This is a genomic window from Bibersteinia trehalosi (genome assembly GCF_004346205.1).
Lineage (GTDB): Bacteria > Pseudomonadota > Gammaproteobacteria > Enterobacterales > Pasteurellaceae > Bibersteinia > Bibersteinia trehalosi.
In genome coordinates, this window is sequence record NZ_SMAM01000001.1 from 62,061 (window position 1) to 86,073 (window position 24,013).

A 24,013-nucleotide genomic window follows, 5' to 3' on the forward strand; every position below is an offset into this window, starting at 1 on the left:
AGCTTTTATTGCACAATATTGCTCGTTTTTAGCTTACGGAGTGAATGATGTTTGATTCATTAGTTGTGCAATTTGTGGTGCTTTGGGCAGTCATTGATCCTGTGGGGTCAATTCCAGTCTATTTGGCAAAAACTATCGGCTTATCACCAGATGATCGCCGTAAAATCGCGCGCAATGCAACATTAATTGCAGCGGGGATTTTACTCTTTTTCTTGGTGTTAGGACAATGGCTATTAGAGGCAATGCAAATACCGCTGTCAGCCTTCCAAATTGCGGGTGGGTTAGTGTTGCTGCTGTTCGCCTTAACCATGATTTTTGGGCAAAGTAAGCCTGATCAAGAAATTAAAATGAAAAGCAGTTTAAGTGAACTGGCGGTATATCCTCTGGCTGTACCATCAATTGCTTCCCCTGGGGCGATGATGGCTGTCGTGTTATTGACAGACAACCATCGCTATAACTTACTGGAACAGGCTATCACTGGCGGAATTATGCTGGCGGTTGTAGCGATTACTTATGTACTTTTGCTGCTTGCAAACCATATTCAAAAATATATTGGCAATGCAGGTGCTGCTATTATTAGTCGTGTGATGGGGCTTATTTTGTCTGCCGTTGCCGTCAATAATATTCTCGTTGGGCTGCGTGATTTTGTGCAGCAAGCTGCGCTATAAATTTAAGGAAATGCTATGTCTCTTTTATCTCTTTCTTCTGCTTTAGAAAATCTTTTAACTTGTTTGCCAATACCGAATCAATTTGAAACGATTGCATTGCATGAGGCTGCAAACCGTGTGTTGGCAGAGGATGTTTTCTCACCGATTAATGTCCCAAATTTTGATAATTCCGCAATGGATGGCTACGCGATTTCTTTGCAAAATTTTTTAGAAAATCAACCGCTTGCTGTGATTGGCAAAGCATTTGCTGGTAATCCCTTTAGCGGTAAAATTCAATCCGGACAATGTGTCCGGATTATGACGGGAGCAAAAATTCCCGAAAATACGGATGCAGTTGTGATGCAAGAAGATACCATTATTCGTGATGATGGTACGATTATGATAACTAAACCGGTTAAGCTTGGGGCAAATATTCGCAGAGTAGGAGAAGATGTTGCGCAAGGCAGCTTAGTGTTGGCAAAAGGTAGTCAATTAAATGTGAGCAGCTTGCCGTTATTGGCATCACTCGGTATTGCAGAGGTAAAAGTTTTCCCTAAAGTTAAAGTGGCAATACTTTCAACCGGCGATGAATTGGTTTCGGTTGGTGAGCCTTTAAATGAAGGACAGATTTATGATACCAATCGCTTTACGGTGCGGTTAATGTTAGAAAAATTAAATTGTGAGATTTTAGATTTTGGCACATTACCTGATAACCCTAAAATTTTTGAGCGAACCTTTGTGCAAGCGCAACGCCAAGCAGATGTGTTGATCACCAGTGGCGGGGTTTCTGTGGGGGAAGCCGATTTCACCAAAACTGTCATTGAAAAATTGGGCAAAATTGATTTTTGGAAAATTGCTATGAAACCAGGTAAGCCATTTGCTTTCGGAAAATTGGAAAAAGCATGGTTCTTTGGGCTTCCTGGCAACCCGGTTTCGGCATTAGTAACCTTTTATCAGTTGGCTCAGCCTGCACTCATGAAACTTGCCGGTTTTTCAGCTGAAAAAATTGCAAATTTTTCGCCTAAATTGACCGCTTGCGCGGCTGTTTCAATGAAAAAAGCAGTGGGACGGCAAGATTTCCAACGGGGATTTTTCTATGCTGATGAAAATGGGCAGTTGGTTGTGAAGACGGTTGGAACACAAGGTTCACATATTTTCAGCGCCTTTAATGAGAGCAACTGTTTTATTGTGCTAGAACAGGAACGAGGAAATGTTGAGGTCGGCGAACGCGTAGTTATTCAGCCGTTTAATTTACTTTTATCTTAAAACCTAAGGCAGCGATAATATGGAACTTTCCGATCAAGAAATGTTGCGATATAACCGTCAAATTGTTTTAAAAAATGTTGATTTTGACGGGCAGGAAAAATTAAAAGCTAGTCGAGTGTTAGTGGTTGGGGTTGGAGGCTTGGGCTGTGCTGCTAGCCAATATCTTGCCAGTGGCGGAATAGGGCATTTAACCTTAGTGGATTTTGATAGTGTCTCTCTTTCTAATCTTCAACGCCAAATTTTGCATACAGATGCCACAATTGGCGAACCTAAAGTATTTTCTGCCCAACAACGGTTGCAGCAACTTAATCCACATATTGAAATTAAGCCGATTCATGCCGAATTGAGTGAATTGCAGTGGCAAACATTGATCCCTGAATATGATGTTGTGTTAGATTGTACTGATAATGTGAATATTCGAAATTTACTTAATCAAATCTGTTTTCAGCATAAAATTCCGTTGGTATCCGGCTCCGCTATTCGATTTGAAGGGCAACTCAGTGTATTTCGTTATACAGATAATGAGCCTTGCTACCAGTGTTTAAGTACGTTGTTTGGGGAAAATATACTCAGTTGTGTTGAGGCTGGGGTAATTGCGCCTATCGTTGGCGTAGTTGGTAGCCTACAAGCGTTGGAATGTATTAAGGTATTATTAGGTATTGGGCAAACCTTATCTGGGAAATTATTGATGATCGATGGTTTAAATTTTTCGGTACGAGAGATGAAATTGCCGAAACAGCCACACTGTCAGATCTGTAAGAATTTTCTAGAAAGTTAAAGAAATGCAAAGATTTTATTTTACCCTTGACTATTGGGAACGTTATCATTAACATTTCCTTTGTTTTGTTCCTCCTTAGTTCAGTCGGTAGAACGGCGGACTGTTAATCCGTATGTCGCTGGTTCAAGTCCAGCAGGAGGAGCCAATTCATTTCCTCCTTTAGTTAGTTTTTACTTTTGACCTTGTTTTATTTGTCTCCTTTTATAAAACAGTGATTCATACCTCCTAGAATTAGGTCAAAAGAATTGCCCGCCAATTGCGGGCATTTTTTTTATCTAACGCGTTATTTTGCATGTAAACGGATAAGCTGGAAGGCTTGTGCAATTTTGTCTGCATGCTTGATTCCTTTGGCTGTTTCTAACCCCGAATTAAGATCAACGCCTAAACAGCCTACCTGTAAAGCCTGTTCGAGATTTTCTAAATTAATCCCGCCAGCTAAGATAGCTTTTGATTTTAGCTTTTCAGGAATCAATGCCCAATTAAATGTTTTCCCTGTGCCTCCTTGTTGATTTGTCGTTTTACTATCTAAAATATAACGTTGAATAAGAGGATTATCTGCAAAATCAAATTGTTGTGCATCGACATCAATTGAAATTGCTTTCCAAATTTGAACATTTCCCTCAAGCTGCTCTGCAAGCTGGGCAATATAAAGTTCATTTTCGTTACCATGTAGTTGCACAGCATAAAGCTCAAGCTGTTTTGCAATTTTTACGACAAACTCGACCGCTTGATTTTGGAAAACACCAACAAAGCGTAAAGGAGCCTGTACGACTAATTCTTGCGCTTGACGCAGAGATAAGGCACGCACAGATTTTTCTGCAAAAATCAGCCCACCATATAGTGCACCATTGGCATAGGCTGCTTGCACATCTTGTGGGCGAGTTAAGCCGCAGATTTTGTTTTCACCAAAAATGACTGCGCGCACTGCATTATTCAGATCACGGCTTCCCATTAAGCTGCTACCAATTAAGAAACCATGAGCGCTTTGCGAGATACTTTTCACTTGGCTATGATCGTAAATGCCAGATTCGCTAATTAAACGCACATCAGCGGGAATTTGGTCACGATATTTTGCTACCAACGCGATAATGCGGTTCATATCTATGCTTAAATCATGCAAGTTGCGGTTATTCACCCCGATCACTTTTGCCCCCAGCGCTAAGGCTCGTTCAAATTCTTGCTCATTGCTGGTTTCTGTGAGAACACCCATCCCCAAACTGTGTGCTAAATCGCTTAATTGACGATAGGTGGGGTCATCTATAACCGAAAGCATCAATAAAATTGCATCAGCGTGGTGATAGCGGGCAAGATAAACTTGATAAGAAGAGATCATGAAGTCTTTACACAAAATAGGTTGGCTAACCTGATTTCGGACTTGCGAGATAAAATGAAAATTGCCCTGAAAATATTGTTCATCAGTGAGTACAGAAATGACGCTAGCATAGTGTTTATAGACTTGCGCAATAGCATCTAAATCAAATTCTGCGCGAATTAATCCCTTTGATGGTGAAGCTTTTTTGCATTCTAAAATATACACCGGTTGTTGGTGAGAGCCTTTTGCAAGCGCAGCATAAAAATCGCGATCACTTGGCTGTAGTTGCGCTTGAAATAGTGAAAGTGGAAATTGTTGTTCGGCATTTGCTACCCAAAGGGCTTTATCTTTGACGATTTTTTGTAGAATAGTAGGTTGATTTTGCATTTTGATCCCTTATAGTGTGCGACTATTTTTCATCTTTATAAAGGATTCATCATGAAAACACAAGTTCGCGTACAGTTAGATCGGCTGCAAGTTGTGTTACATAGGTATCAACTTTGGGAAACCGAAGCGCCTAGCACCGAAAAGTTAGCCAGTACGCAACCTTTTGCGCTGGATACACTAACAGCAACCCAATGGTTACAATGGATTTTTATTCCAAGGATGCATGTACTACTTGATGCTAATGCAGAGTTGCCAACAAATTTTGCAGTAAGCCCATATTTGGAAGAGAGTTTGAAAAATGAGCGCTATTTGGCAGAGTTAGTACAGCCGATAGTAGAAATAGAAAAATTGCTTAAATAATGGGGTTTTTAGGTTTTCTTACTCAGGAATAAGTTAAGTACTCAACATGATAACATTGGATATTTTATACCGAGATGAAAGTCTCATTGCAATCAACAAGCCGGCAGGTATGTTGGTGCATCGCTCTTGGCTGGATAAACACGAAACGGTATTTGCAATGCAAACCTTGCGTGACCAAATTGGACAACATGTTTTTCCGATTCACCGCCTAGACCGCCCAACCTCAGGTGTTTTGTTATTTGCCTTGAATGCGGAAATGGCACGACAAATGAGTGAACAGTTTGAACAGCATCAATTAATGAAAAGTTATCTTGCTGTGGTACGAGGTTATTTGAACGGAGAAGCTCGTATTGATTATCCACTTAAGGTGAAACTGGATAAAATTGCCGATAAATTTTCTACAGCAAAAGAAGCACAGCAAGCAGTCACGGACTATAAACATCTTGCCGGCATTGAAATGCCATATCCGGCAGGTAAATATCAAACGGCTCGCTATAGCTTGGTGCAACTTTGGCCGCAAACAGGGCGTAAACACCAACTTCGTCGGCATATGAAACACCTATTTCATCCGATTATGGGGGATACCAATTACGGCGATTTGCATCAAAATCGGGCTTTAACAGAAAATACTGGCTGTGATAGACTATTTCTACATGCCAATAGTTTGCAGTTTACCCATCCAGACACTTTGCAAAAAATCATGATAAATGCTCCGCTTGATCACCAATGGCAGCAACTTTTTTTGCAATTTGGCTGGAACTTTCCGCAATTTTTTTAGACGATGATAGGCTTTTTATGGATAATTTACTTTTGAATTTAACTCATGAGCAGCAGCAACAAGCTGTAGAGAAAATTCAACAATTAATGCAACAGGGGGTTAGTAGTGGTGAAGCCATCGCTATCGTTGCCCAAGAGTTGCGTCATACTTATAGCAAAAACTCGGAGAATTAAATGAAAAAATTATTAGCGTTGGCAAGCATTGCCACTGTGGGAGCGCTAACTGTTTCAGTACAGGCTGTAGCACAAACAGCAGAGATACCTAGAGCATATTTATCTGTGATGGATATGTCCGGCAAGGTAGCTAAAAATACTGGGAATCAGATCTATTCCGTTAGCAATAGCAATTTGCAGCTTTGTTGGGCTGCTTCAGGTATTCCGCTTGAGCCGGCAAATCTGAATAAAGTAACAGAACTTTTTATTGCCCCAAGTGTAAAAGCAAAATTTGTAAAACCGGGAGCCACAATTAAGGTTGAGAATGAACGTTCAGCCATCACCAGTATGATGGGTAGTGCCGATGGTAAAATGATTCAAACTTGTTGGCGTTTTGATCAAAATGATCCGCTTGGCAAATATACATTGCGATTGAATGTCAATGACATACAGTTTGATGATCTCGTATTTGAGCTTGTCAAATAAGGTACTTAAAGGCAGAAATTAGATTTTCTGCCTTTCTTTTTGCGATAGCATCTAACACCTTTGTTGCATGTGCGAGAGTTGCTGATCTAGATAACGTGCGGAAGTGAGGTAATCAAAAATATCCCTCAAAGGGATATGTTCAAGGCCTAATTGTGAGCGTAATATTGTTGCTTCTGGAGATAAGCGTAAAAAATCTGCCATTTGCTGCTGGGCTTGATAGCGCTCGACTTCTGCCATATTATCTAAATGGCAAGCGCTCAGTTTTTCGATTTCTTTTGCAATTTTGTCCATTCTTCCAACGAAATAGCCCCGTTGCGCTTTACTCAAACTACTGAGCCACATCCCGTCTCGTTTAGGCATATTTTGAATTAAAGCAAATAAATCGGTTAGATTCCCTTGTTTTAATTCAAACTCCAATTCACAAATTGGCTCTTCACCAAAACGGTTTTTGATAATCCCCATATCAAGCGCAATTTCAATTTGGCTGTGCTGATAATTTAATAACCAACTTTCTCGCTCAAAATCGGTACTAAATGTCGCCTGAAGATTTTCGGCAATCGCATCGCTATTGGCAATTTGCAAATTATAGTGTGAAACTAACCGCTTGAAATCGGGCTGGCTGTTTGGCAAATCAAGATTATATTCAGGACGAATATGCAAACCGCCAACAATATCGCCTTTCATTTTTAACGTGATTTCATGCTGATTGTTTTTAGTGCGTACTCGTAAGCCCATCTGTGCTTTTGCAAAAAAAAGCTCAGGCGTGTCAAAATAGGTATTCCCCAATGTTTGTCGCTGATATTTTTGTATTGGCTGCTGGGTAAGCCACTGCTTTATTAAAGCAATATTCTCTGGCAACAGCATAATTTTAATTTCGATTTCGTCTTGCATGCTATTTCTCTTGGTTTTTTAAGGAGATGAATCATACCCCATTTTTTGCTATATTTCGCCCCAGTTTTTTCAACATATTATCAGAAAATGTTTAACCGAATTCAAAATAAAGTAACCCATTTTGTGCAACGCGGTTTCGATAACCATATTCGTCTTGCTGTGACAGGCTTAAGTCGCAGTGGTAAAACAGCTTTTATTACTAGCTTTGTTGATCAACTATTACATATTCAGCCTGAAAAGAATGCGCATCTTAATCTGTTTGCCGCAGCCAGAAATGGGCAAATTTTATCAGTGAAGCGCGTAGAGCAAGGCGATCCTACAGTACCTCGTTTTGAGTATGATCGTAACCGCGCTTGCTTTGAGCAAGAAGAACCGAAATGGTGTCCCTCGACCACGGGGATTAGTGAAATTCGGTTAGCAATCCGTTACCGTAACCGCAGTAGTTTCAGCCGTATTTTTAAAGAAACCTCCACACTTTATCTCGATATTTTTGATTATCCAGGAGAGTGGTTGCTAGATTTGCCATTAATGTCGCAATCTTTTAAAGAATGGTCGCAAGCACAGCAAGTGGTGCACACAGGCGAACGGGCAAAATTGGCTCAAGCTTGGTTAAATGAAGTGAAGAAATTAGATCTAAGTGCTGTTGCGGACGAAAATCGCCTTGCAGATTTAAGCGATATTTATACCGCTTACTTACTGCAATGCAAGCAAGCTGGCATGCAATATATTCAACCAGGCCGCTTCGTTTTGCCAAATGCAGAACGAGGCGCACCTGTTTATCAATTTTTTCCTTTATTAGATTTAAGCGAACAAGAATGGCAATCGCTTGAAAATAGTCCAACTAATAGCGTTTTTCATACTTTGAAAAAGCGTTATCGCCAATATCAAGATAAAATTGTGAAACCGTTTTATAAAGATTATTTCTCACAATTTGACCGACAGGTGATCTTAGCAGACTGCTTAACGCCATTAAATCATAGTCAGCAAGCTTTTATTGAGATGAAAATTGGCTTACAGCAATTATTTAAGCATTTTCACTATGGTAACCGTTCACTGTTTCATCGCTTATTTTCATCTAATATTGATAAACTTCTATTTGCCGCAACTAAAGCCGATCACATCACAAGTGATCAGCTTCCAAATTTAGAAAGTCTTATGCGACAGTTAGTGCAGGAAGGTGGCAGACACGCTGAATTTGACGGGATTGAAACAGCTTATCAAGCCATTTCTGCAATTCGAGCGACCGAAGCTGTGACGGTGAGTGAAAATGGGCAGAGTTTTAAAGCTATTCGAGGGGTACGGACAAAGGATAAGCGACAGGTAACCCAGTTTGCAGGGAGTGTCCCCAATCGGCTACCGAATTCGGATTTTTGGCAAAATCATACCTTCGATTTCGATCAGTTTGAACCTAGAAAAATCGACTTTGACCAAGCTCTTCCTCACTTAAGAATGGATTCGGTATTGCAATTCTTGCTTGGAGATTTGTTTGAGTAACATTCATCTTTGCTAGAAATAGAATGGCAGCTACCCGTAGGTAGCTGCCACTTGAGGGGGTAACGGTATGCAAAACCATTAAGTTTCAACTCTCAGCCACCTACAGGTAGCTGCTTAAAGCTGTTTTTCTGAATTTTTCCAGAACGATGTTTCAACTCTCAGCTACCTACAGGTAGCTGCACAGGCACATCACCGCACCGGGCTACACTGGCAGGCATTGTTTCAACTCTCAGCTACCTACAGGTAGCTGCTATTGAGGGATGGAAATGGCTAAATACCAAATGATGTTTCAACTCTCAGCTACCTACAGGTGGCTGCAGGTTAGTAAGGGCGGGATCGGTTAAACGTTGCTGTTTCAACTCTCAGCTACCTACAGGTAGCTGCTTGCACCGATTACTGCGCCGATACCAGTCCACGAGTTTCAACTCTCAGCTACCTACAGGTAGCTGCGGTTACTTTTGGCTCTATGCAGTCTGTTTATAAAGTTTCAACTCTCAGCTACCTACAGGTAGCTGCATCTAACTTTTATGCTCATTGAACTCGGTTCATGGTTTCAACTCTCAGCTACCTACAGGTAGCTGCATCCTGAAACGTTTGAGCAGCTAAACGCCAAAGGCGTTTCAACTCTCAGCTACCTACAGGTAGCTGCTTCAAAACGAAGACAGTGTGTGGGTTAAACGCTTGTTTCAACTCTCAGCTACCTACAGGTAGCTGCTTGCTCGCTTGATCTAGCAATTCTGCCAAGCTATGTTTCAACTCTCAGCTACCTACAGGTAGCTGCCCGAACGACAAGCAAGGGCAAAAGTGCAGATTGTGTTTCAACTCTCAGCTACCTACAGGTAGCTGCCGCATAGTTGTACAAACCTCGGTAAGCTGCAGTGGTTTCAACTCTCAGCTACCTACAGGTAGCTGCTCCCTATATATCAAAGCATTACGTCACAAGGATTAAACCCTAACAATTCGCTAGCTTAAAATATGGGGATTGATTTACAGTGTAGCATAATATCTGTTATATGATGGAAGTTTGTAACAACTTGATTCGTAAGGGAAATAATAAATCGCTAACCTCTTGGTATTTTGATGAGAACCGAGGGTTAGCGAGAAGAGAAATAAACATGAAACATTAGGAGGTAATGTTGCTTTATCTTATGTAAGCGGTCTATTTCAGGGAATTTTTTACAAACTATTCAACGCTGTGTAATATCCTTTTTTTGAATGATGTTACAAGATTATTTAAATGTGCTAGCGTTAATCAAGATATTCAAAAAGCACTCTTGGGGTTAATTTGGTAATTAATTCATAATTGATTACCCCCATGGCATTAGCGACTTCTTCAATTAACAAATTTTCCCCCCAAAGCTCAGCTTCATCCCCCACTTTATCATTACTATTAATACCAAGATCGACAGTCATCATATCCATTGATACTCGTCCTACGATAGGTACTCTTCGCCCATTGATAAACACCGGCGTACCAGGTGGCGCATTACGTGGATAGCCATCGCCATAACCAACGGCAATAACACCGATTTTGGTATCCTGCTCAGCTACCCAAGCACCGCCATAACCAACAGGTTCACCCGCTTTATGGGAGCGAATAGCAATAAGCGATGAAGCAAATTTCATCACCGGTTTAAAGCCTAGCGAGGTAATGGGGTGAGTGTGAGGAGAAATACCGTGCATAATAATTCCTGGACGAACCCAATCATAATGAGCTTGTTGCCAGTAAAGAATGCCATTAGAAGCGGAGATACTGCGTTCGCCTTCGTAGCCTTTTGTTGCCTGTTCAAAGATCGCAATTTGTTTTTCAGTGTAGCCACAATCAGGCTCATCTGCGCGGCTAAAGTGGCTGACAAAATTGACCTTCTCAACCAAGGCACAAGCGGTCAATCTTTGGTGAAATTCTGCAATTTGCTCTGGATGGATACCTAAACGGTGCATACCTGTATCAATTTTGAGCCAAACGGTAATTGGGAAATAAATTTTTGCTTTTCGTTTCCAAAAGCCTTTTGCCTGTTCAGTTTGCCATTCAGCAGAAACTTGTTCAAGTAATTCAAGCTGTTCAATACAATGCACAACGGTATCAAAGCGCCGAGAAACCGTTTTAAGTAGCTCTTCGCGGTCAAAAAAGCCTTCTAATAAAAGGATTTTTCCTTCATAGCCACTTTCTTGAATTGCAAGCGCTTCTTTGATGCGGGCGACACAAAAGCCATCAACGAGATCGTTTAAATTTCTAACAAGATGATGTAAACCTTGCCCATAAGCATTTGCTTTTGCTACAGCACAGTGTTTACTATGAGGGGCGAGTGTTTTGATTAATTGCATATTATGGCGGAGATTTTTTCCGCTTAGTGTTGCTGTTGCTGGTTTCATTTTCTTTGAGTAACAACTTGATAATGGCAGAATTATACGCTTGAAATTATAAAATTTACTAGTAATTCTGAGAAAAGAGATTACTATACCAACTCCAATTCTTCCAAAGTAAAGGAGCATAAAATGTTTGGTTTGGATTTTTCTCTATTGCCTATTTTGTTCGTTTTACTCATCGTTTTTACGCTTTCTTCAACAATTAAAATTGTACCGCAGGGTTATCATTGGACGGTGGAGCGTTTTGGTCGCTATACCAAAACACTCACTCCGGGGTTGAATATTGTCGTGCCGTTTATTGAGCGAATTGGCCGTAAAATCAATATGATGGAGCAAGTGCTAGATATTCCATCGCAAGAAGTCATTTCTAAAGATAATGCAAGTGTTGCGATTGATGCTGTATGTTTTGTGCAGGTTGTTGAAGCTCGGCGAGCAGCTTATGAGGTCAATAACCTAGAAGATGCGATTGTTAATCTCACTATGACTAATATGCGTACCGTGCTTGGTTCAATGGATCTGGACGACATGCTTTCTCAACGAGATTTAATTAACGGTAAATTGCTCACTATTGTTGATGAAGCCACCAATATCTGGGGGGTGAAAGTTACTCGTATCGAAATTCGTGATGTGCGTCCACCGCGTGAACTTGTGGAAGCCATGAATGCTCAGATGAAGGCAGAGCGTAATAAGCGAGCGGATATTCTAGAGGCTGAAGGGATTCGACAAGCTGAAATTTTACGTGCAGAAGGTGAAAAACAATCCCGTATTCTCAAAGCAGAAGGGGAACGCCAAGAAGCTTTCTTACAAGCGGAAGCACGTGAACGCGCAGCTGAGGCGGAAGCTAAAGCAACTCAAATGGTTTCAGAGGCAATTGCAAAAGGCGATACTACTGCAATTAACTATTTTATTGCACAAAAATACACTGAAGCCCTCAAAGATATTGGCTCGGCAGATAATAGTAAAGTAGTGTTAATGCCGTTAGAAGCAGGTAATTTAATTGGTTCAGTAGCTGGTATTGCTGAGCTACTAAAATCAAATAAAAGCTCATCATAATAGGGCGTCTCTTCCCTTGTCTCATCAGGAGGAAAAATGGATTGGTTATTGAATTGGGCTGGTTGGTTAAGTTTAGGCTTTTTACTACTGGCTCTAGAATTAATTGCGCCAGGCGTGTTTATTATGTGGTGGGGACTCGCGGCTCTCATTTTAGCCGCAGTTTCTGCACTCTTACCGAATTTAGAGCCTGCCTACCAAGTCACAATTTTTGCTGTGCTAGCGATTACTTTCAGCCTAGTTTGGTGGAAATACCAGCATGGTAAAGATCAACAAGATGATGAACATAGCTCTCTGAACTCAAGAGAACACGCAATGATAGGAGCAAGAGGGGTGATTGTCGAGATACTGGAGAACGGTATTGCGCGAGGCAAATTTGATGATACCACATGGCGCGTGATTGGTGAGAATCTACGTATTGGTGATTCGGTGCAAGTGTTCCGAGTTGAAGGTATTACATTATTTGTAAAGAAATAGGCACTCTTTGAAATATCTAAGCTTATTTAACCCATCTCCAACAGATTTCTGGAAAAAGACTAAAGAAGCCTAGAGTATTTCAACGTAAGTTTACAAGCGGTCGATTTTCTTCAAAACTTTACAAATTGATTAGCGTATGCTGAGGTTTAAAGTAGTGAATTAGCTTAGGTAGATTTTACCCTAGCCAACTAAAAGAAATCTAACCGCTTAATATTGCTATTTTACTTCCGCAATCACATTCAAAATCCGCTTGTCCGAAATCGGGTATTTTGTGCCGAGCTGTTGAGCGAACAGGCTGACCCGCAGTTCTTCGATCATATAGCGAATTTCCAGCACTTCGTCCGGTACCGCTTTGGATTTTGGCAGTTTAGCAAGAAGCTGTTTATATGCCTCTTGCACCGCTTCCACCCGTAGCATTTTGGCTCGGTCGGTGTTGCTGTCCACCAACAGTTTATCCAAACGGCGTTCGATAGCGGTCAAATAACGGTATAAATCTGCAAGGCGGGCGTAGCCGGTTTTGGTGACAAAATCGGGGTAAATCAGCCCTTCGATTTGGGCTTTGATGTCGCTTAACGCAAACGCCATCGTAAAATCGAGCTTGCCTTTTAACCGCTTGTTTAGCTCGTAGGCCAGCGTGAGGCACTTTTCAACCTGTTTGGCAATTTCTACGGTTTTATCGTTTAAATTTGCCCGCACAAATTCGTGCAATTCATTGAATTTTTCCTCCGTCCAGACAAACCCGCCGAACTCTTCTACCAGCTGATCTACCGCACAGGCAATGCAGTCGTCAATCAGCTCCAACACTTTGCCGAACGGGGCAAAATATAAGCCTAACTTGGCTTTGTTCGGCAGTTTTTCGTGCAGATATTTAATCGGAGACGGTACATTTAGCAGCAGCAAACGGCGAAGTCCTGCTTGCATTGCTCTTGCTTGTTCAAACTCGGTTTCAAACAGTTTCACCCCCACAGCCGTTTGCTCATCAACAATCGCAGGGTAGGCTTTCACGCTGAAATGGGCTTTTTTCTGCTCATAGAACTGCGGTAATTCGGCAAAATTCCAAATATGCACGCCACTTTGCTCAATGCCGTCATCGGCAATGTTGGAAAGGGTGTTCTGCACCGCATCTTTCAAGGTAAATTTCAGCTCATCAAGGTTTTCGCTCTCTTGCAGTTTCTTGCCTTTATCGTCAATCACACGGAACGTCATGCGCAAATGTGGTGGCAGTTGGGTTAAATCCCACTGCTCAGGCTCGACCAATACGCCCGTCATTCGGCGTAGTTCGTGGCTTAGACTGTCCAGCAACGGCTTTTTAAACGGCTCGGCTCGCCCTAAAAAGGCGTCCGCATAATTTGGTGCCGGTACAAAATTCCGCCGTAGCGATTTTGGTAAGCTCTTAATCAGCGAGACGATCAGCTCGTGGCGTAGCCCCGGAATTTGCCAATCGAACCCTTCGGGTTCCACTTGGTTGAGCAGCGGCAGCGGAATATGCACCGTTACGCCATCGTGATCTTTGCCGACCTCGAACTGATAGCTCAGTTTGAGTTTTAAATCGCCTTGATGCCAGAAATTCGGGAAATCCAGCTCGCTGGCAAGTGTAGCGTTGTCGTTAATCAGGAACGATTTTTCAAAGTTCAGCAGTTCAGGATCTTTTTTGCTTGCCTGTTTCCACCAAGTATCAAAATGCTTGCTCGACACAACTTCGGTGCCAATTCGCTGATCGTAGAACTCAAATAGCACCTGCTCGTCCACCAAAATATCACGGCGGCGGGATTTGTGTTCCAATGCTTCAACTTCACGGATCAAGCGGTGATTTTCTTTGAAAAATTTGTAATTGTTGTGCCATTCGCCCTCCACCAACGCCGAGCGGATAAAAATTTCACGGCTGACGGTTGAGTCTATCGAGCCATAATTTACCGAGCGTTGTGCCACAATCGGAATGCCATAGAGCGACACTTTTTCCGATGCCATTACCGCCCCTTTGGACTTCGCCCAGTGCGGTTCGCTGTAACTGGATTTAGTGAGGTGTACCGCCAACGGCTCCACCCATTCCGGCTCAATACGAGCAACCATTCGCCCCCAAAGTTTGGTGGTTTCCACCAACTCTGCCGCCATTACCCATTTCGGCTGTTTTTTGAAAAGTGCCGAGTTCGGGAAAATGAAAAAGTGGGCATTTCTTGCTCCTAAATAGTGCATTTTTTCATTATCTTTCAAGCCGATATGCGACAACAAGCCGGCGAGCAAAGCGGTATGAATTGGCTGATAACTTGCCGGCTCACTGTTAATTTTTAGGCCCATTTCACGCACAGCAAGGCGGAGCTGGTGATAAATATCCTGCCACTCCCGCACACGGTTGTAGTTCAAATAATCCTTACGGCAGAGGTTGCGGAACTGGTTTTTCGACAGTTCTTTTTGCTGGGTTTGGATAAAGTGCCACAAATTCACAAAGGCTAAAAAATCGCTCTCTTTATCGGCAAAACGGCGGTGTTTGTCGTCTGCCGACTGCTGTTTCTCCTGCGGACGCTCACGAGGATCTTGGATTGAGAGAGCTGATACAATCATCATCACTTCGTGCAGCGAGCCGTTTTTTGCTGCCTCAATGACCATTCTGCCTAAGCGAGGATCGACTGGCAGTTGGGCGAGTTGGCGACCGATTGGGGTTAATCTAAACCCCTCCCCCCGTTTACGGGGGGAGGTTGGGAGGGGGGGAGTGCCATCATTAGAATGGTTTTCCCCCCTCCCTAGCCCTCCCCCGCGAGCGGGGGAAGGGATTTTTTCATTTGGAATAATAGCCTGTAACTCCTCCAACAGCCGAATCCCGTCCTGAATTTGTCGGCTATCAGGTGCATCAACAAACGGGAAATTGGCAATATCACTCAATCCAAGCGAAGTCATTTGCAAAATAACGGCTGCAAGGTTGGTTCGCAGAATTTCCGGATCGGTAAATTGCGGACGGCTGTTGAAATCCTCTTCCGAATAGAGGCGGATACAGATCCCTTCCGAGGTTCGTCCACAGCGCCCTTTACGCTGGTTGGCGGAGGCTTGCGAAATTGGCTCAATCGGCAGGCGTTGCACTTTGGTACGGTAGCTATAACGAGAAATACGAGCCGTGCCGGTGTCGATCACATATTTAATATTCGGAATAGTGAGCGAGGTTTCCGCCACGTTGGTCGCTAGAATAATGCGGTTTAGTCCACCGCTTGGCTGGAAAATCCGTTGTTGCTCGGCAGCCGACAAGCGGGCGTAAAGAGGTAAAATTTCGCTATGTCGCAGTTCCTGCTTTTGCAAGGCTTCTGCGGTGTCCCGAATTTCCCGTTCACCGTTCATAAAAATCAGAATATCGCCACGCCCTTCGGCTTGCAGTTCGTCCACCGCATTCAAAATACCTTGCAGTTGATCCTGATCTTCCTCTTCCACTATCGGGCGATAACGTACTTCCACCGGGAACGTCCGCCCAGAGACTTCAATAATCGGGGCGTTGTTGAAATGTTTGGAAAAACGTTCCACATCAATGGTTGCCGAAGTGATGATCACTTTTAGATCGGGGCGTTTATGCAGAATTTGTTTCAGATAACCCAAGATAAAATCGTTATTCAGCGAACGCTCGTGGGCTTCGTCAATAATCAGCGTATCGTACTGATTTAAATAGCGGTCGTGCTGGATTTCCGCCAGCAGAATACCGTCCGTCATTAGCTTGATTAAGCTGTTTTCACTGACTTGATCGTTAAAGCGGACTTTGTAACCGACCGTCTCGCCCAGTTCCGATTTCAGCTCTTCGGCAATGCGAGTGGCAACCGAGCGTGCGGCAATTCGGCGGGGCTGGGTATGCCCAATCAAGCCCTTCACCCCTCGCCCGAGTTCCAAGCACATTTTCGGCAACTGGGTGGTTTTGCCCGAACCGGTTTCCCCGGCAATCACCACCACCTGATTTTCGCTAATCAGTTTTAAAATTTCCTCACGGCGAGCGGAGACGGGTAGATCAGGGTAGTCAATTTTCAGGTTTTGGGCGTGCTGAGTTCGTGCGAAAAAACGTGCCTGACAAGCGGTGAGATCTTGCGAAATTTCTGCTAAAACCGACCGCTTGTTTTCCTCGTTTTTAATGTTTTCTGCCCCTTTTAAGCGACCGAGCAGACGGCGGAAATCGACGGTAGTGATATTTTCCAGCTTCACAAGCGGTGGTTTTTTATGATTTTTTTGCAATTTATCCGTCATCACGATTTCCCTAATACCAACGACAAAATCCCTGCCGCAATCAACGGTCCGACCGGTACGCCTTTTAAGAACGCCACACCGATTACTGTGCCGATTAAAAGCCCAGTCACCAGCACCGGTTGGTTGCCCATTAAGTTTACGCCTCTACCACCCAACCACGCTACCAACACGCCGGCAACAATCGAGAGTGCCATTTTCCAGTTTAGCAGTTGGGCAAGTTCGGGGAGCGTAATTCGCCCTGAAACCAAGGGGCTAAGTACGCCGATGGTTAAAATGATAATCCCGATTTTTAAGCCGTATTGATCGACAAAAGGAATAAATTTAGAAAGTAAGGTTTGTTGCATAATCAGCAACACCGCTGCTGAAATGGTAACCGCACTGTTTTGGCTGATGAGCCCTAAAATAATCAGCACAACAAGTAGAAGTGCTACTGCATTAAATTGTAAAGTCATAGGATTAAAACGTAAAAACCCTTACCTAATTAAGGTAAGGGTGGGTAATTAAACATTGAGCTAGTTAATAAATTTCATCATCGCCATTAAAAAGCCAATTAAGGCAACATTTAAGCTAATTGCCTTAAATATGCTTGCATTGATTGTTGTTATCAACTCATTCTTTAGTTTAGCAAGCTCAATTTGCAAATCAGCTTTTGTGGCTAACGGACTTTGACTCTGTTCTAAGGCTTCATCCAGTGCATTAGCAAATGCCTCAGCCATTTCAGGTGTTTGATTGGCTTCTTGCAGACGTTTTACAAAACGTAATTTATCAAATCGTAGGCTCATTGTGCTATCCATTTTGTTCTCCCATTGCAACTGAAATATAGCGTAATCTAACACAATTACAATCGGAAAATTTTTCGATTTTTGGGATAGAGATCCCAAAAGTACGAGTTAGCCTGCCACCATTACCATTGCTGGGCGAATAACACGACCTTGCAATGTATAACCTTTTTGGAGTACCACACTAATATGGTTTGCTTCAATCCCTTCGGCTGGTTGCATTGAAATTGCTTGATGTAAATCTGGATTAAAGGCTTCACCCACTACACCAACAGCCTCTACGCCAAATTGAGCAAGGGTTGAAACTAATCCTTTGTGGGTTAATTCCACGCCCGATTTTACACTTTCTTCCGCCCCTTCAAGCGCTTGTAAACCACGTTCTAAGTTATCTACTACATTCAATAACTCTTTTGAGAATTTTTCTAAAGCGAATTTGTGAGCTTTCTCTACATCTTGTTCCGCACGGCGGCGAACGTTTTCAATTTCTGCTCTAGCACGCAATGCAATATCCTGCTCACGAGCATCGGCTTCTGCAATATAGGCTTCTAATTCGGCAATACGAGCATTTGCAGCATCAAGCGGATCGATTTCAACATTTGCATTTTCTTGTTCAGTTTCTACCGCTTGTTCTACGGTTTCTTCAACGATCTCTTGCTCAACTGGCTCTTTTTCAGTCTGGTTGGTCATTGTTTATCCTTATTACGATGAAATATAAAAACGTTGGCTAATATAGCGGTAAATTACGAGATTTCAAGCCCTATCTGATTTTATTCCCTAATCTACGCAATTGCTTCTTTTTCTGCTAAACTTCACAAGTTTTTTCCAATTTAAATTTAAGGACAGAATTATGATGCGTTCTCATTATTGTGGTGCGTTAAATCGTGCTAATGTTGGTGAGCAAGTTACCCTAAGTGGTTGGGTTCACCGTGTGCGTAACTTAGGTCGTTTTATTTTTATGCAAATTCGTGACCGAGAAGGGATCGTGCAAGTTTTCTTTGATGAGAAAGATGAAGCGTTATTTAAAGCAGCAAGTGCATTGCGTAATGAGGCTTGTGTACAGATTAAAGGCGAGGTGATTGCCCGTGATGAAAGCCAGATCAACCCTGATATGGCAACGGGTGAAATTGAAGTGTTAGTGCGTGAGCTAAAAGTATATAACAATGCCGAGGTTTTACCATTAGACTTCAATCAAAATAATACCGAAGAACAACGCTTAAAATACCGTTATTTAGATTTACGTCGCCCTGAAATGGCGGAAAAACTCAAAACTCGTGCCAAAATCACCAGCTTTGTCCGTCGCTTTATGGACGATCACGGTTTCCTTGATATTGAAACCCCGATGCTGACCAAAGCAACCCCAGAAGGTGCGCGTGATTATCTTGTGCCAAGCCGTGTGCATAAAGGTAAATTCTATGCGCTACCACAATCTCCTCAGCTTTTCAAACAGCTTCTGATGATGTCAGGTTTTGACCGTTACTATCAAATCGTAAAATGTTTCCGTGACGAAGATTTGCGTGCTGATCGTCAGCCAGAGTTTACCCAAATTGATGTGGAAACCAGCTTTATGACTGCCGAAGAAGTGCGTAGCACAATGGAAGAAATGATTCACGGTTTATGGTTAGATCGCTTAAACGTGGACTTAGGCAAATTCCCGATGATGACGTGGCAGGAAGCGATGAATCGTTTTGGTTCAGATAAACCTGATTTACGCAACCCATTAGAATTGGTGGACGTTGCCGATATTTTCAAAAACGTTGAATTTAAAGTGTTTGCTGAACCTGCAAATAGCCCAGATGGTCGTGTAACAGTGTTGCGTGTGCCAAATGGGGCAAGCTTAACCCGTAAACAAATTGACGAATATACCCAATTTGTCGGCATTTACGGTGCGAAAGGTTTAGCGTGGGCGAAAATCAATGATGTCAATGCAGGCTTAGAGGGCGTGCAAAGCCCAGTGGCGAAATTCTTAAATGAAGAGGTGATTAACGCCTTGATTGAACGCACCCAAGCCCAAACAGGCGACATTCTTTTCTTTGGGGCGGATAAATGGCAAACCGTTACCGATTCAATGGGTGCATTACGTTTAAAAGTGGGGCGTGATTTAGAACTTACCGATCTCAGTGCTTGGAAACCGCTTTGGGTAGTAGATTTCCCAATGTTTGAGCGAGATGAAGAAGGCAATCTTTCTGCCATGCACCACCCATTCACCAGCCCGAAAGATTTTACCCCAGAGCAACTTGCCGCTGATCCAACCAATGCAGTCGCAAATGCTTACGATATGGTGATCAACGGCTATGAAGTGGGCGGTGGCTCGGTGCGTATTTACGATCCAAAAATGCAACAAACCGTGTTCAACATTTTAGGCATTAACGAAGAAGAGCAACGTGAAAAATTTGGTTTCTTATTAGATGCGTTAAAATTCGGTACTCCGCCGCACGCAGGACTTGCTTTTGGTTTAGACCGCTTAACCATGCTCATCACCGGTACAGAAAATATCCGTGATGTCATCGCTTTCCCGAAAACGACCGCAGCAGCGTGTTTGATGACCGAAGCGCCAAGTTTTGCGAATCCACAAGCGTTAGAAGAGTTAGCGATTAGAACCATTCCACAGGAATAATCCATATCAACGAGGGGCGAAATATCGCCCCTTTCATTTCTTTTGCAAGCGGTTTAAATTTGCACTTTTTTTGCAAAAGTTTACCGCTTGTTATTTTGTTTTGTGTGTTTAATGATGAATTACCAAACGATAATTTCAACTATTTATCAACGTATTCGCGCTGAAGAAAATGGTGGGGAATTAGCAATGTATATTCCAGAGCTTGCTAATATTAGCCCCGATAAATTTGGTGTTGCCTATTTTGATTTAAAAGATAGCACTATTGGTGTGGGCGATTATCAAGAAAAATTTTCCATTCAGAGTATCGTAAAAGTACTGTCGCTGGTGTTTGCTTACAAACATCTAGGTGATAGCATTTGGAAGCGAGTGAATGTAGAACCATCAGGTACCTCTTTCAATTCCCTTTTGCAGTTAGAAACAGATTGTGGCATTCCACGTAATCCATTTATCAATGCTGGTGCAATAGTGATTTGCGATATTTTGCTTTCGCTATTTGAAAATCCTAAACAAGCCTTTTTAGATTTTGTGCGAGATGTGGCGAACAATCCGAACATTCACTATTGTGAAAAAGTAGCAGAATCAGAAAAAGCAGTTGGCTATCGTAATTTTGCTTTATGTTATTACATTAAATCTTTTGGCAATATTCAAAATGATCCGAATGAGGTGTTGGATTTTTATTTCCATATCTGCTCAATTGAAATGAGCTGTGAAGAAATTGCTTATGCATTTAGTTTTTTAGCGAATGATGGCGTGAAATTGCACGATAACCAGCAGGTGTTAAATAAAAGCCAAACAAAACGTACCAATGCATTAATGCAAACTTGCGGGTTTTATGATGAATCGGGTGAATTTGCTTTTCGTGTGGGCTTACCGGGTAAAAGCGGTGTCGGTGGTGGTATTGTGGCGATTATGCCAAATCATCATTGTATTACGGTGTGGAGCCCGAAATTAAATGAGAAAGGAAATTCCTATCGTGGAATGAAGTTTTTAGAAGAATTTACTACACAAACGAAAATCTCGGTGTTTTAAGGTAAAAAATACCCCCGATTTTTCGGGGGTAAAGTGAGTTTTAATAAGATTTAACGATGTTCTTTTTTCTCTTTTAATTTTACTAATTGTCCCTCTAATTTCACTTCAACTTCATTGATAGCTTGATAAAGATCTTCATGTTTCGCCTTGGCGAATAAATCACCGATTGGCGTGCCGATAGAGGCTTCAACTTCGTATTCATTCGGCAATTTGTGAATCATAAAGTGCGGATTGATTAATTGAGTATGCCATTTATTCAATTTCGCCAAGCGGTCTTCGATATGGCTGCGGATTGCAGGAGTTACATCCATTTGTTTGCTGGAAATGTTGATTGTCATAGCATTGTCCTCTTTTGTTGTTGAATTGGGATGGCTTTAAGGTATGCCTTTCATTTGTAGATTTCAACCCCGAAAGTCACAATAAACTGAAAAATTTGATCTACTTAACACTTTTTCCGTTTAATTGATTATAATCTCGGCTTATTTTTCTAACGTATTTCTCACAAGGAAGAATAATGGCAGCAGAGAAATCACTTCCGCCGTTTCAGATGACATTTTTGCACCCGAAATTTTGGGGACTATGGCTCGGCTTAGGGCTATTTCGGTTAATGTTATGTTTACCATATCCGGTGTTAGTCAAAATTGGATTAGGGTTGGGCAAGCTGTTTGGCTCGCTTGGTTTTGGCAAAAAACGGATTCGTATTGCGAAAAAAAATCTTGAATTATGTTTTCCTGAATACAGTGAAGCCCAAATTCAACAAATTTTAGCGAAAAACATACAATCAGTTGGCATGGCGATTATCGAAACAGGTATGGCATGGTTTTGGTCGGATAAACGCATTCTTAAATGGTCGAAAATTGAAGGCTTAGAACACCTTAAAAATCCACCACAAGGCACAGGGATTATTTTTGTTGGTGTGCATTTTCTTACCTTAGAATTGGGGGCGAGAATTGTCGGTCTTCATCATCAAGGTATTGGCGTTTACCGCCCGAATGATAATCCATTGCTTGATTGGATTCAGTTCCGTGGGCGAGTGCGTTCAAACAAAGCGATGTTAGACCGTAAAGATCTACGTGGAATGATTAAGGTGCTACGAGCCGGCGAAACGATTTGGTACGCACCCGATCACGATTATGGGCGTAAAAATAGTGTTTATGTGCCATTTTTTGCTTTCCCTACCGCTTGCACTACCGCTGGAACAAGAATGCTTTTGCGTTCCGCCCCAAATAGTATCGTTGTACCCTTTACCCCAATGCGAAACGAAGATTTTTCAGGCTATACGGTAAAAATCGGCCCAATGGTGGATTTTAGTGATTGTGATGATGAGATCAGCACAGCAACCAAAATGAACAAAGTAGTTGAGCAAGAAATTATGCAAGCTCAAAGTCAGTATATGTGGTTGCATCGCCGCTTTAAGCACTTGCCTGATGGGACAGATGGTAAACTTTATTCCTAAAATGTAGGGGCGTACTGCGTACGCTCACGGGCGTGAGCATCACGCCCCTACATATTCATAAGGTTACAATAACGAAGAGAAATTAAGATGACAAAACAAAAAATCGTACTCGCCACTGGCAACAAAGGCAAAGTAAAAGAGATGGCAGACGTGCTTGCTGATTTCGGATTTGAAGTGGTGGCACAAAGTGAGTTTGGCATTGAAAGTCCTGAAGAAACAGGCTTAACTTTTGTGGAAAATGCACTGATTAAAGCACGTTATGCGGCTCAAATGACAGGATTACCGGCAATTGCTGATGACTCAGGTTTAGCAGTTGATGCATTAGGTGGTGAACCGGGGTTATATTCCGCACGCTATGCGGGAGTTGATGGTGATGATGCGGCAAATCGTCAGAAATTATTAACTGAAATGGCAAATGTTGCTGATGAAAATCGTACGGCTAAATTTGTCAGCTGTATCGTGATGTTACAACACGCCACCGATCCAACGCCAAAAATCGCTATTGGCGAATGTTTTGGCACAATTTTAAATGAAGAACGTGGCGAGAATGGCTTTGGCTACGATAGCTTATTTTTCTATCCGCCCAAAAATTGCAGTTTTGCTGAATTAGAAACGGTTGAGAAGAAAAAGATTTCACATCGCGCTATCGCATTACAATCCCTAAAACAACAGTTACAAAAATAAGGAGAGCTAAATGATTATTACCACAACACCGGCTATTGAGGGAAAACAAATTAGCGAATACAAAGGGCTTGTTTTTGGCGAAGTCGTGGTAGGGGCAAATATTATTCGTGATTTTTTTGCAGGCATTACCGACATTATTGGTGGACGTTCAGGGGCATATGAAAGCAAACTCAATGCCGCTCGCAAAGAAGCGTTGAAAGAGCTGGAATTTGAAGCTCGCAAGGCTGGAGCAAATGCTGTGGTTGGCGTTTCGTTTGATTATCAAACCTTAGGGACAAAAGATATGTTTGTGGTGGCAGCAACAGGCACAGCAGTTGTGGTGCAATAATGTTGCAAAAAAATTCACAAAATCTACCGCTTGAGCCCAATTTCTGGCAGAAAAAATCGTTGCTTGAAATGAATGAAACGGAATGGGAAGCCTTGTGTGATGGCTGCGGAAAATGTTGCTATCGCAAATATATTCAAGGTCGAGGCAAACGAGAGCGGTTGTATTACACTCGGGTGGCTTGCAATCTTTTAGATGTGGAAACAGGCAAATGCACTAATTATCCTAATCGCTTCAAAATTGAACGTGATTGTACGAAATTAACCAAAAAGAATTTGCCTGATTTCGGCTGGTTGCCACAAACCTGTGCTTATCGCTTACTCTATGAAGGCAAACCCTTACCTGATTGGCATCCACTGATCTCAAAAGACGCTCATTCAGTAAAAACAGCAGGTATGCTCATTCCGAATGGCATTCACGAAAAAGATGTGATCGATTGGTTTGAGTTTGTGATTGATGAAATATAGGAGAA

At 42.3% G+C, this 24,013-nt stretch carries 24 protein-coding genes, 1 tRNA gene and 1 CRISPR repeat array; of the genes, 17 read left to right on the plus strand and 8 right to left on the minus strand.

Annotated features, from left to right (window positions below; genetic code table 11):
• Positions 1 to 47 precede the first annotated feature (47 nt).
• The 4 genes from EDC51_RS00340 to EDC51_RS00355 all read left to right on the plus strand — a co-directional run bounded on the left by EDC51_RS00340 (position 48) and on the right by EDC51_RS00355 (position 2,836).
• Entirely contained in the window at positions 48 to 668 is a 621-nt protein-coding gene (locus EDC51_RS00340) for a MarC family protein (RefSeq protein ID WP_025267145.1), read from the plus strand.
• A gap of 15 nt (positions 669 to 683) precedes the next feature.
• The gene (moeA, locus tag EDC51_RS00345) at positions 684 to 1,913 is read left to right on the plus strand and encodes a molybdopterin molybdotransferase MoeA (protein ID WP_131927859.1); all 1,230 of its coding nucleotides are present in this window, start codon (positions 684 to 686) and stop codon (positions 1,911 to 1,913) included.
• Positions 1,914 to 1,932: 19 nt separating this feature from the next.
• Positions 1,933 to 2,691 carry a molybdopterin-synthase adenylyltransferase MoeB gene (gene moeB / locus EDC51_RS00350; RefSeq protein ID WP_131927860.1) on the plus strand — a complete coding sequence of 253 codons (759 nt, stop codon included), beginning with the start codon at positions 1,933 to 1,935 and terminating at the stop codon, positions 2,689 to 2,691.
• A 69-nt stretch (positions 2,692 to 2,760) separates the two neighbouring features.
• A tRNA-Asn gene (locus EDC51_RS00355) sits at positions 2,761 to 2,836 on the plus strand.
• Between the two features lie 138 nt (positions 2,837 to 2,974).
• Here the strand turns inward: EDC51_RS00355 and trpCF are convergent.
• Complete coding sequence (gene trpCF / locus EDC51_RS00360; protein WP_131927861.1) at positions 2,975 to 4,390, minus strand: bifunctional indole-3-glycerol-phosphate synthase TrpC/phosphoribosylanthranilate isomerase TrpF; 1,416 nt, start codon at positions 4,388 to 4,390, stop codon at positions 2,975 to 2,977.
• Positions 4,391 to 4,441: 51 nt separating this feature from the next.
• On the opposite strand from trpCF, the gene EDC51_RS00365 reads away from it, so the two are divergent.
• The 4 genes from EDC51_RS00365 to EDC51_RS00380 are packed head-to-tail and all read left to right on the plus strand — an operon-like array spanning position 4,442 to position 6,166.
• On the plus strand, positions 4,442 to 4,750 hold the full coding sequence (locus tag EDC51_RS00365; RefSeq protein WP_131927862.1) for a YqcC family protein: 309 nt from the start codon (positions 4,442 to 4,444) through the stop codon (positions 4,748 to 4,750).
• A gap of 46 nt (positions 4,751 to 4,796) precedes the next feature.
• Positions 4,797 to 5,528 (plus strand): tRNA pseudouridine(65) synthase TruC, encoded by a 732-nt coding sequence (gene truC / locus EDC51_RS00370; protein WP_015432291.1) that lies wholly within the window; start codon positions 4,797 to 4,799, stop codon positions 5,526 to 5,528.
• Between the two features lie 17 nt (positions 5,529 to 5,545).
• The gene (locus tag EDC51_RS00375; RefSeq protein ID WP_015432292.1) at positions 5,546 to 5,701 is read left to right on the plus strand and encodes a YoaH family protein; all 156 of its coding nucleotides are present in this window, start codon (positions 5,546 to 5,548) and stop codon (positions 5,699 to 5,701) included.
• Positions 5,702 to 6,166 carry a hypothetical protein gene (locus EDC51_RS00380; RefSeq protein WP_025267142.1) on the plus strand — a complete coding sequence of 155 codons (465 nt, stop codon included), beginning with the start codon at positions 5,702 to 5,704 and terminating at the stop codon, positions 6,164 to 6,166.
• A gap of 51 nt (positions 6,167 to 6,217) precedes the next feature.
• Here EDC51_RS00380 and EDC51_RS00385 read toward each other — a convergent pair whose 3' ends face one another.
• Positions 6,218 to 7,057: a CYTH domain-containing protein gene (locus tag EDC51_RS00385; RefSeq protein WP_131927863.1), complete on the minus strand. Its 840-nt coding sequence runs from the start codon at positions 7,055 to 7,057 to the stop codon at positions 6,218 to 6,220.
• Positions 7,058 to 7,144: 87 nt separating this feature from the next.
• Here EDC51_RS00385 and EDC51_RS00390 point away from each other — a divergent pair, with 87 nt between their 5' ends.
• A complete protein-coding gene (locus tag EDC51_RS00390; RefSeq protein ID WP_131927864.1) occupies positions 7,145 to 8,551 on the plus strand; it encodes a YcjX family GTP-binding protein in 1,407 nt (468 codons plus the stop codon).
• Positions 8,552 to 8,633: 82 nt separating this feature from the next.
• A CRISPR array of direct repeats spans positions 8,634 to 9,464; the repeat unit is 32 nt; unit sequence GTTTCAACTCTCAGCTACCTACAGGTAGCTGC.
• A gap of 335 nt (positions 9,465 to 9,799) precedes the next feature.
• Here the strand turns inward: EDC51_RS00390 and alr are convergent.
• Positions 9,800 to 10,924, minus strand: coding sequence for an alanine racemase (alr, locus tag EDC51_RS00395; RefSeq protein ID WP_015432296.1), 1,125 nt, complete (start codon positions 10,922 to 10,924; stop codon positions 9,800 to 9,802).
• A 123-nt stretch (positions 10,925 to 11,047) separates the two neighbouring features.
• On the opposite strand from alr, the gene EDC51_RS00400 reads away from it, so the two are divergent.
• Together EDC51_RS00400 and EDC51_RS00405 are read left to right on the plus strand one after the other, a co-directional pair.
• Positions 11,048 to 11,971, plus strand: a complete 924-nt coding sequence (locus EDC51_RS00400) for an SPFH domain-containing protein (RefSeq protein ID WP_015432297.1) — start codon at positions 11,048 to 11,050, stop codon at positions 11,969 to 11,971.
• Between the two features lie 36 nt (positions 11,972 to 12,007).
• Positions 12,008 to 12,445, plus strand: coding sequence for an NfeD family protein (locus tag EDC51_RS00405; RefSeq protein WP_025289199.1), 438 nt, complete (start codon positions 12,008 to 12,010; stop codon positions 12,443 to 12,445).
• Between the two features lie 216 nt (positions 12,446 to 12,661).
• Here the strand turns inward: EDC51_RS00405 and hrpA are convergent, their stop codons facing one another.
• From hrpA to grpE, 4 genes are all read right to left on the minus strand, one after another.
• Entirely contained in the window at positions 12,662 to 16,654 is a 3,993-nt protein-coding gene (gene hrpA, locus EDC51_RS00410; protein ID WP_131927865.1) for an ATP-dependent RNA helicase HrpA, read from the minus strand.
• Entirely contained in the window at positions 16,654 to 17,106 is a 453-nt protein-coding gene (locus EDC51_RS00415; protein WP_131927866.1) for a DUF441 domain-containing protein, read from the minus strand. The genes hrpA and EDC51_RS00415 overlap by 1 nt, the downstream gene beginning before the upstream one ends.
• Positions 17,107 to 17,166: 60 nt before the next feature.
• On the minus strand, positions 17,167 to 17,448 hold the full coding sequence (locus tag EDC51_RS00420; RefSeq protein ID WP_131927867.1) for a CCDC90 family protein: 282 nt from the start codon (positions 17,446 to 17,448) through the stop codon (positions 17,167 to 17,169).
• A 96-nt stretch (positions 17,449 to 17,544) separates the two neighbouring features.
• Entirely contained in the window at positions 17,545 to 18,120 is a 576-nt protein-coding gene (gene grpE, locus EDC51_RS00425) for a nucleotide exchange factor GrpE (RefSeq protein ID WP_015432303.1), read from the minus strand.
• A 160-nt stretch (positions 18,121 to 18,280) separates the two neighbouring features.
• On the opposite strand from grpE, the gene aspS reads away from it, so the two are divergent.
• Together aspS and EDC51_RS00435 are read left to right on the plus strand one after the other, a co-directional pair.
• Positions 18,281 to 20,047, plus strand: a complete 1,767-nt coding sequence (gene aspS, locus EDC51_RS00430; protein ID WP_131927868.1) for an aspartate--tRNA ligase — start codon at positions 18,281 to 18,283, stop codon at positions 20,045 to 20,047.
• A gap of 111 nt (positions 20,048 to 20,158) precedes the next feature.
• Positions 20,159 to 21,076: a glutaminase gene (locus EDC51_RS00435; protein WP_249038444.1), complete on the plus strand. Its 918-nt coding sequence runs from the start codon at positions 20,159 to 20,161 to the stop codon at positions 21,074 to 21,076.
• 50 nt (positions 21,077 to 21,126) lie between these two features.
• On the opposite strand, the gene hpf is transcribed toward EDC51_RS00435, so the two are convergent.
• A complete protein-coding gene (gene hpf, locus EDC51_RS00440) occupies positions 21,127 to 21,414 on the minus strand; it encodes a ribosome hibernation-promoting factor, HPF/YfiA family (RefSeq protein WP_025267140.1) in 288 nt (95 codons plus the stop codon).
• Positions 21,415 to 21,590: 176 nt separating this feature from the next.
• Here hpf and EDC51_RS00445 point away from each other — a divergent pair, with 176 nt between their 5' ends.
• From EDC51_RS00445 to EDC51_RS00460, 4 genes are all read left to right on the plus strand, one after another.
• Complete coding sequence (locus EDC51_RS00445) at positions 21,591 to 22,532, plus strand: Kdo(2)-lipid IV(A) acyltransferase (protein WP_131927869.1); 942 nt, start codon at positions 21,591 to 21,593, stop codon at positions 22,530 to 22,532.
• Positions 22,533 to 22,619: 87 nt separating this feature from the next.
• Entirely contained in the window at positions 22,620 to 23,216 is a 597-nt protein-coding gene (gene rdgB / locus EDC51_RS00450) for an RdgB/HAM1 family non-canonical purine NTP pyrophosphatase (RefSeq protein ID WP_015432308.1), read from the plus strand.
• Positions 23,217 to 23,226: 10 nt separating this feature from the next.
• On the plus strand, positions 23,227 to 23,544 hold the full coding sequence (locus tag EDC51_RS00455) for a YbjQ family protein (RefSeq protein ID WP_125135319.1): 318 nt from the start codon (positions 23,227 to 23,229) through the stop codon (positions 23,542 to 23,544).
• A complete protein-coding gene (locus EDC51_RS00460) occupies positions 23,544 to 24,008 on the plus strand; it encodes a YcgN family cysteine cluster protein (RefSeq protein ID WP_131927870.1) in 465 nt (154 codons plus the stop codon). The genes EDC51_RS00455 and EDC51_RS00460 overlap by 1 nt, the downstream gene beginning before the upstream one ends.
• Positions 24,009 to 24,013 lie beyond the last annotated feature (5 nt).

Bases quoted from the DNA above. Each gene is read 5' to 3' on its own strand.
- grpE (WP_015432303.1), bottom strand. From the start codon at position 18,120: ATGACCAACCAGACTGAAAAAGAGCCAGTTGAGCAAGAGATCGTTGAA.
- hpf (WP_025267140.1), bottom strand. From the start codon at position 21,414: ATGACAATCAACATTTCCAGCAAACAAATGGATGTAACTCCTGCAATC.
- moeB (WP_131927860.1), top strand. From the start codon at position 1,933: ATGGAACTTTCCGATCAAGAAATGTTGCGATATAACCGTCAAATTGTT.
- moeA (WP_131927859.1), top strand. From the start codon at position 684: ATGTCTCTTTTATCTCTTTCTTCTGCTTTAGAAAATCTTTTAACTTGT.
- alr (WP_015432296.1), bottom strand. From the start codon at position 10,924: ATGAAACCAGCAACAGCAACACTAAGCGGAAAAAATCTCCGCCATAAT.
- EDC51_RS00455 (WP_125135319.1), top strand. From the start codon at position 23,227: ATGATTATTACCACAACACCGGCTATTGAGGGAAAACAAATTAGCGAA.
- truC (WP_015432291.1), top strand. From the start codon at position 4,797: ATGATAACATTGGATATTTTATACCGAGATGAAAGTCTCATTGCAATC.
- EDC51_RS00415 (WP_131927866.1), bottom strand. From the start codon at position 17,106: ATGACTTTACAATTTAATGCAGTAGCACTTCTACTTGTTGTGCTGATT.
- EDC51_RS00435 (WP_249038444.1), top strand. From the start codon at position 20,159: ATGATGAATTACCAAACGATAATTTCAACTATTTATCAACGTATTCGC.
- EDC51_RS00385 (WP_131927863.1), bottom strand. From the start codon at position 7,057: ATGCAAGACGAAATCGAAATTAAAATTATGCTGTTGCCAGAGAATATT.
- EDC51_RS00375 (WP_015432292.1), top strand. From the start codon at position 5,546: ATGGATAATTTACTTTTGAATTTAACTCATGAGCAGCAGCAACAAGCT.
- EDC51_RS00445 (WP_131927869.1), top strand. From the start codon at position 21,591: ATGGCAGCAGAGAAATCACTTCCGCCGTTTCAGATGACATTTTTGCAC.
- rdgB (WP_015432308.1), top strand. From the start codon at position 22,620: ATGACAAAACAAAAAATCGTACTCGCCACTGGCAACAAAGGCAAAGTA.
- EDC51_RS00405 (WP_025289199.1), top strand. From the start codon at position 12,008: ATGGATTGGTTATTGAATTGGGCTGGTTGGTTAAGTTTAGGCTTTTTA.
- EDC51_RS00340 (WP_025267145.1), top strand. From the start codon at position 48: ATGTTTGATTCATTAGTTGTGCAATTTGTGGTGCTTTGGGCAGTCATT.
- EDC51_RS00380 (WP_025267142.1), top strand. From the start codon at position 5,702: ATGAAAAAATTATTAGCGTTGGCAAGCATTGCCACTGTGGGAGCGCTA.
- EDC51_RS00365 (WP_131927862.1), top strand. From the start codon at position 4,442: ATGAAAACACAAGTTCGCGTACAGTTAGATCGGCTGCAAGTTGTGTTA.
- trpCF (WP_131927861.1), bottom strand. From the start codon at position 4,390: ATGCAAAATCAACCTACTATTCTACAAAAAATCGTCAAAGATAAAGCC.
- EDC51_RS00460 (WP_131927870.1), top strand. From the start codon at position 23,544: ATGTTGCAAAAAAATTCACAAAATCTACCGCTTGAGCCCAATTTCTGG.
- EDC51_RS00390 (WP_131927864.1), top strand. From the start codon at position 7,145: ATGTTTAACCGAATTCAAAATAAAGTAACCCATTTTGTGCAACGCGGT.
- EDC51_RS00400 (WP_015432297.1), top strand. From the start codon at position 11,048: ATGTTTGGTTTGGATTTTTCTCTATTGCCTATTTTGTTCGTTTTACTC.
- aspS (WP_131927868.1), top strand. From the start codon at position 18,281: ATGATGCGTTCTCATTATTGTGGTGCGTTAAATCGTGCTAATGTTGGT.
- EDC51_RS00420 (WP_131927867.1), bottom strand. From the start codon at position 17,448: ATGGATAGCACAATGAGCCTACGATTTGATAAATTACGTTTTGTAAAA.
- hrpA (WP_131927865.1), bottom strand. From the start codon at position 16,654: ATGACGGATAAATTGCAAAAAAATCATAAAAAACCACCGCTTGTGAAG.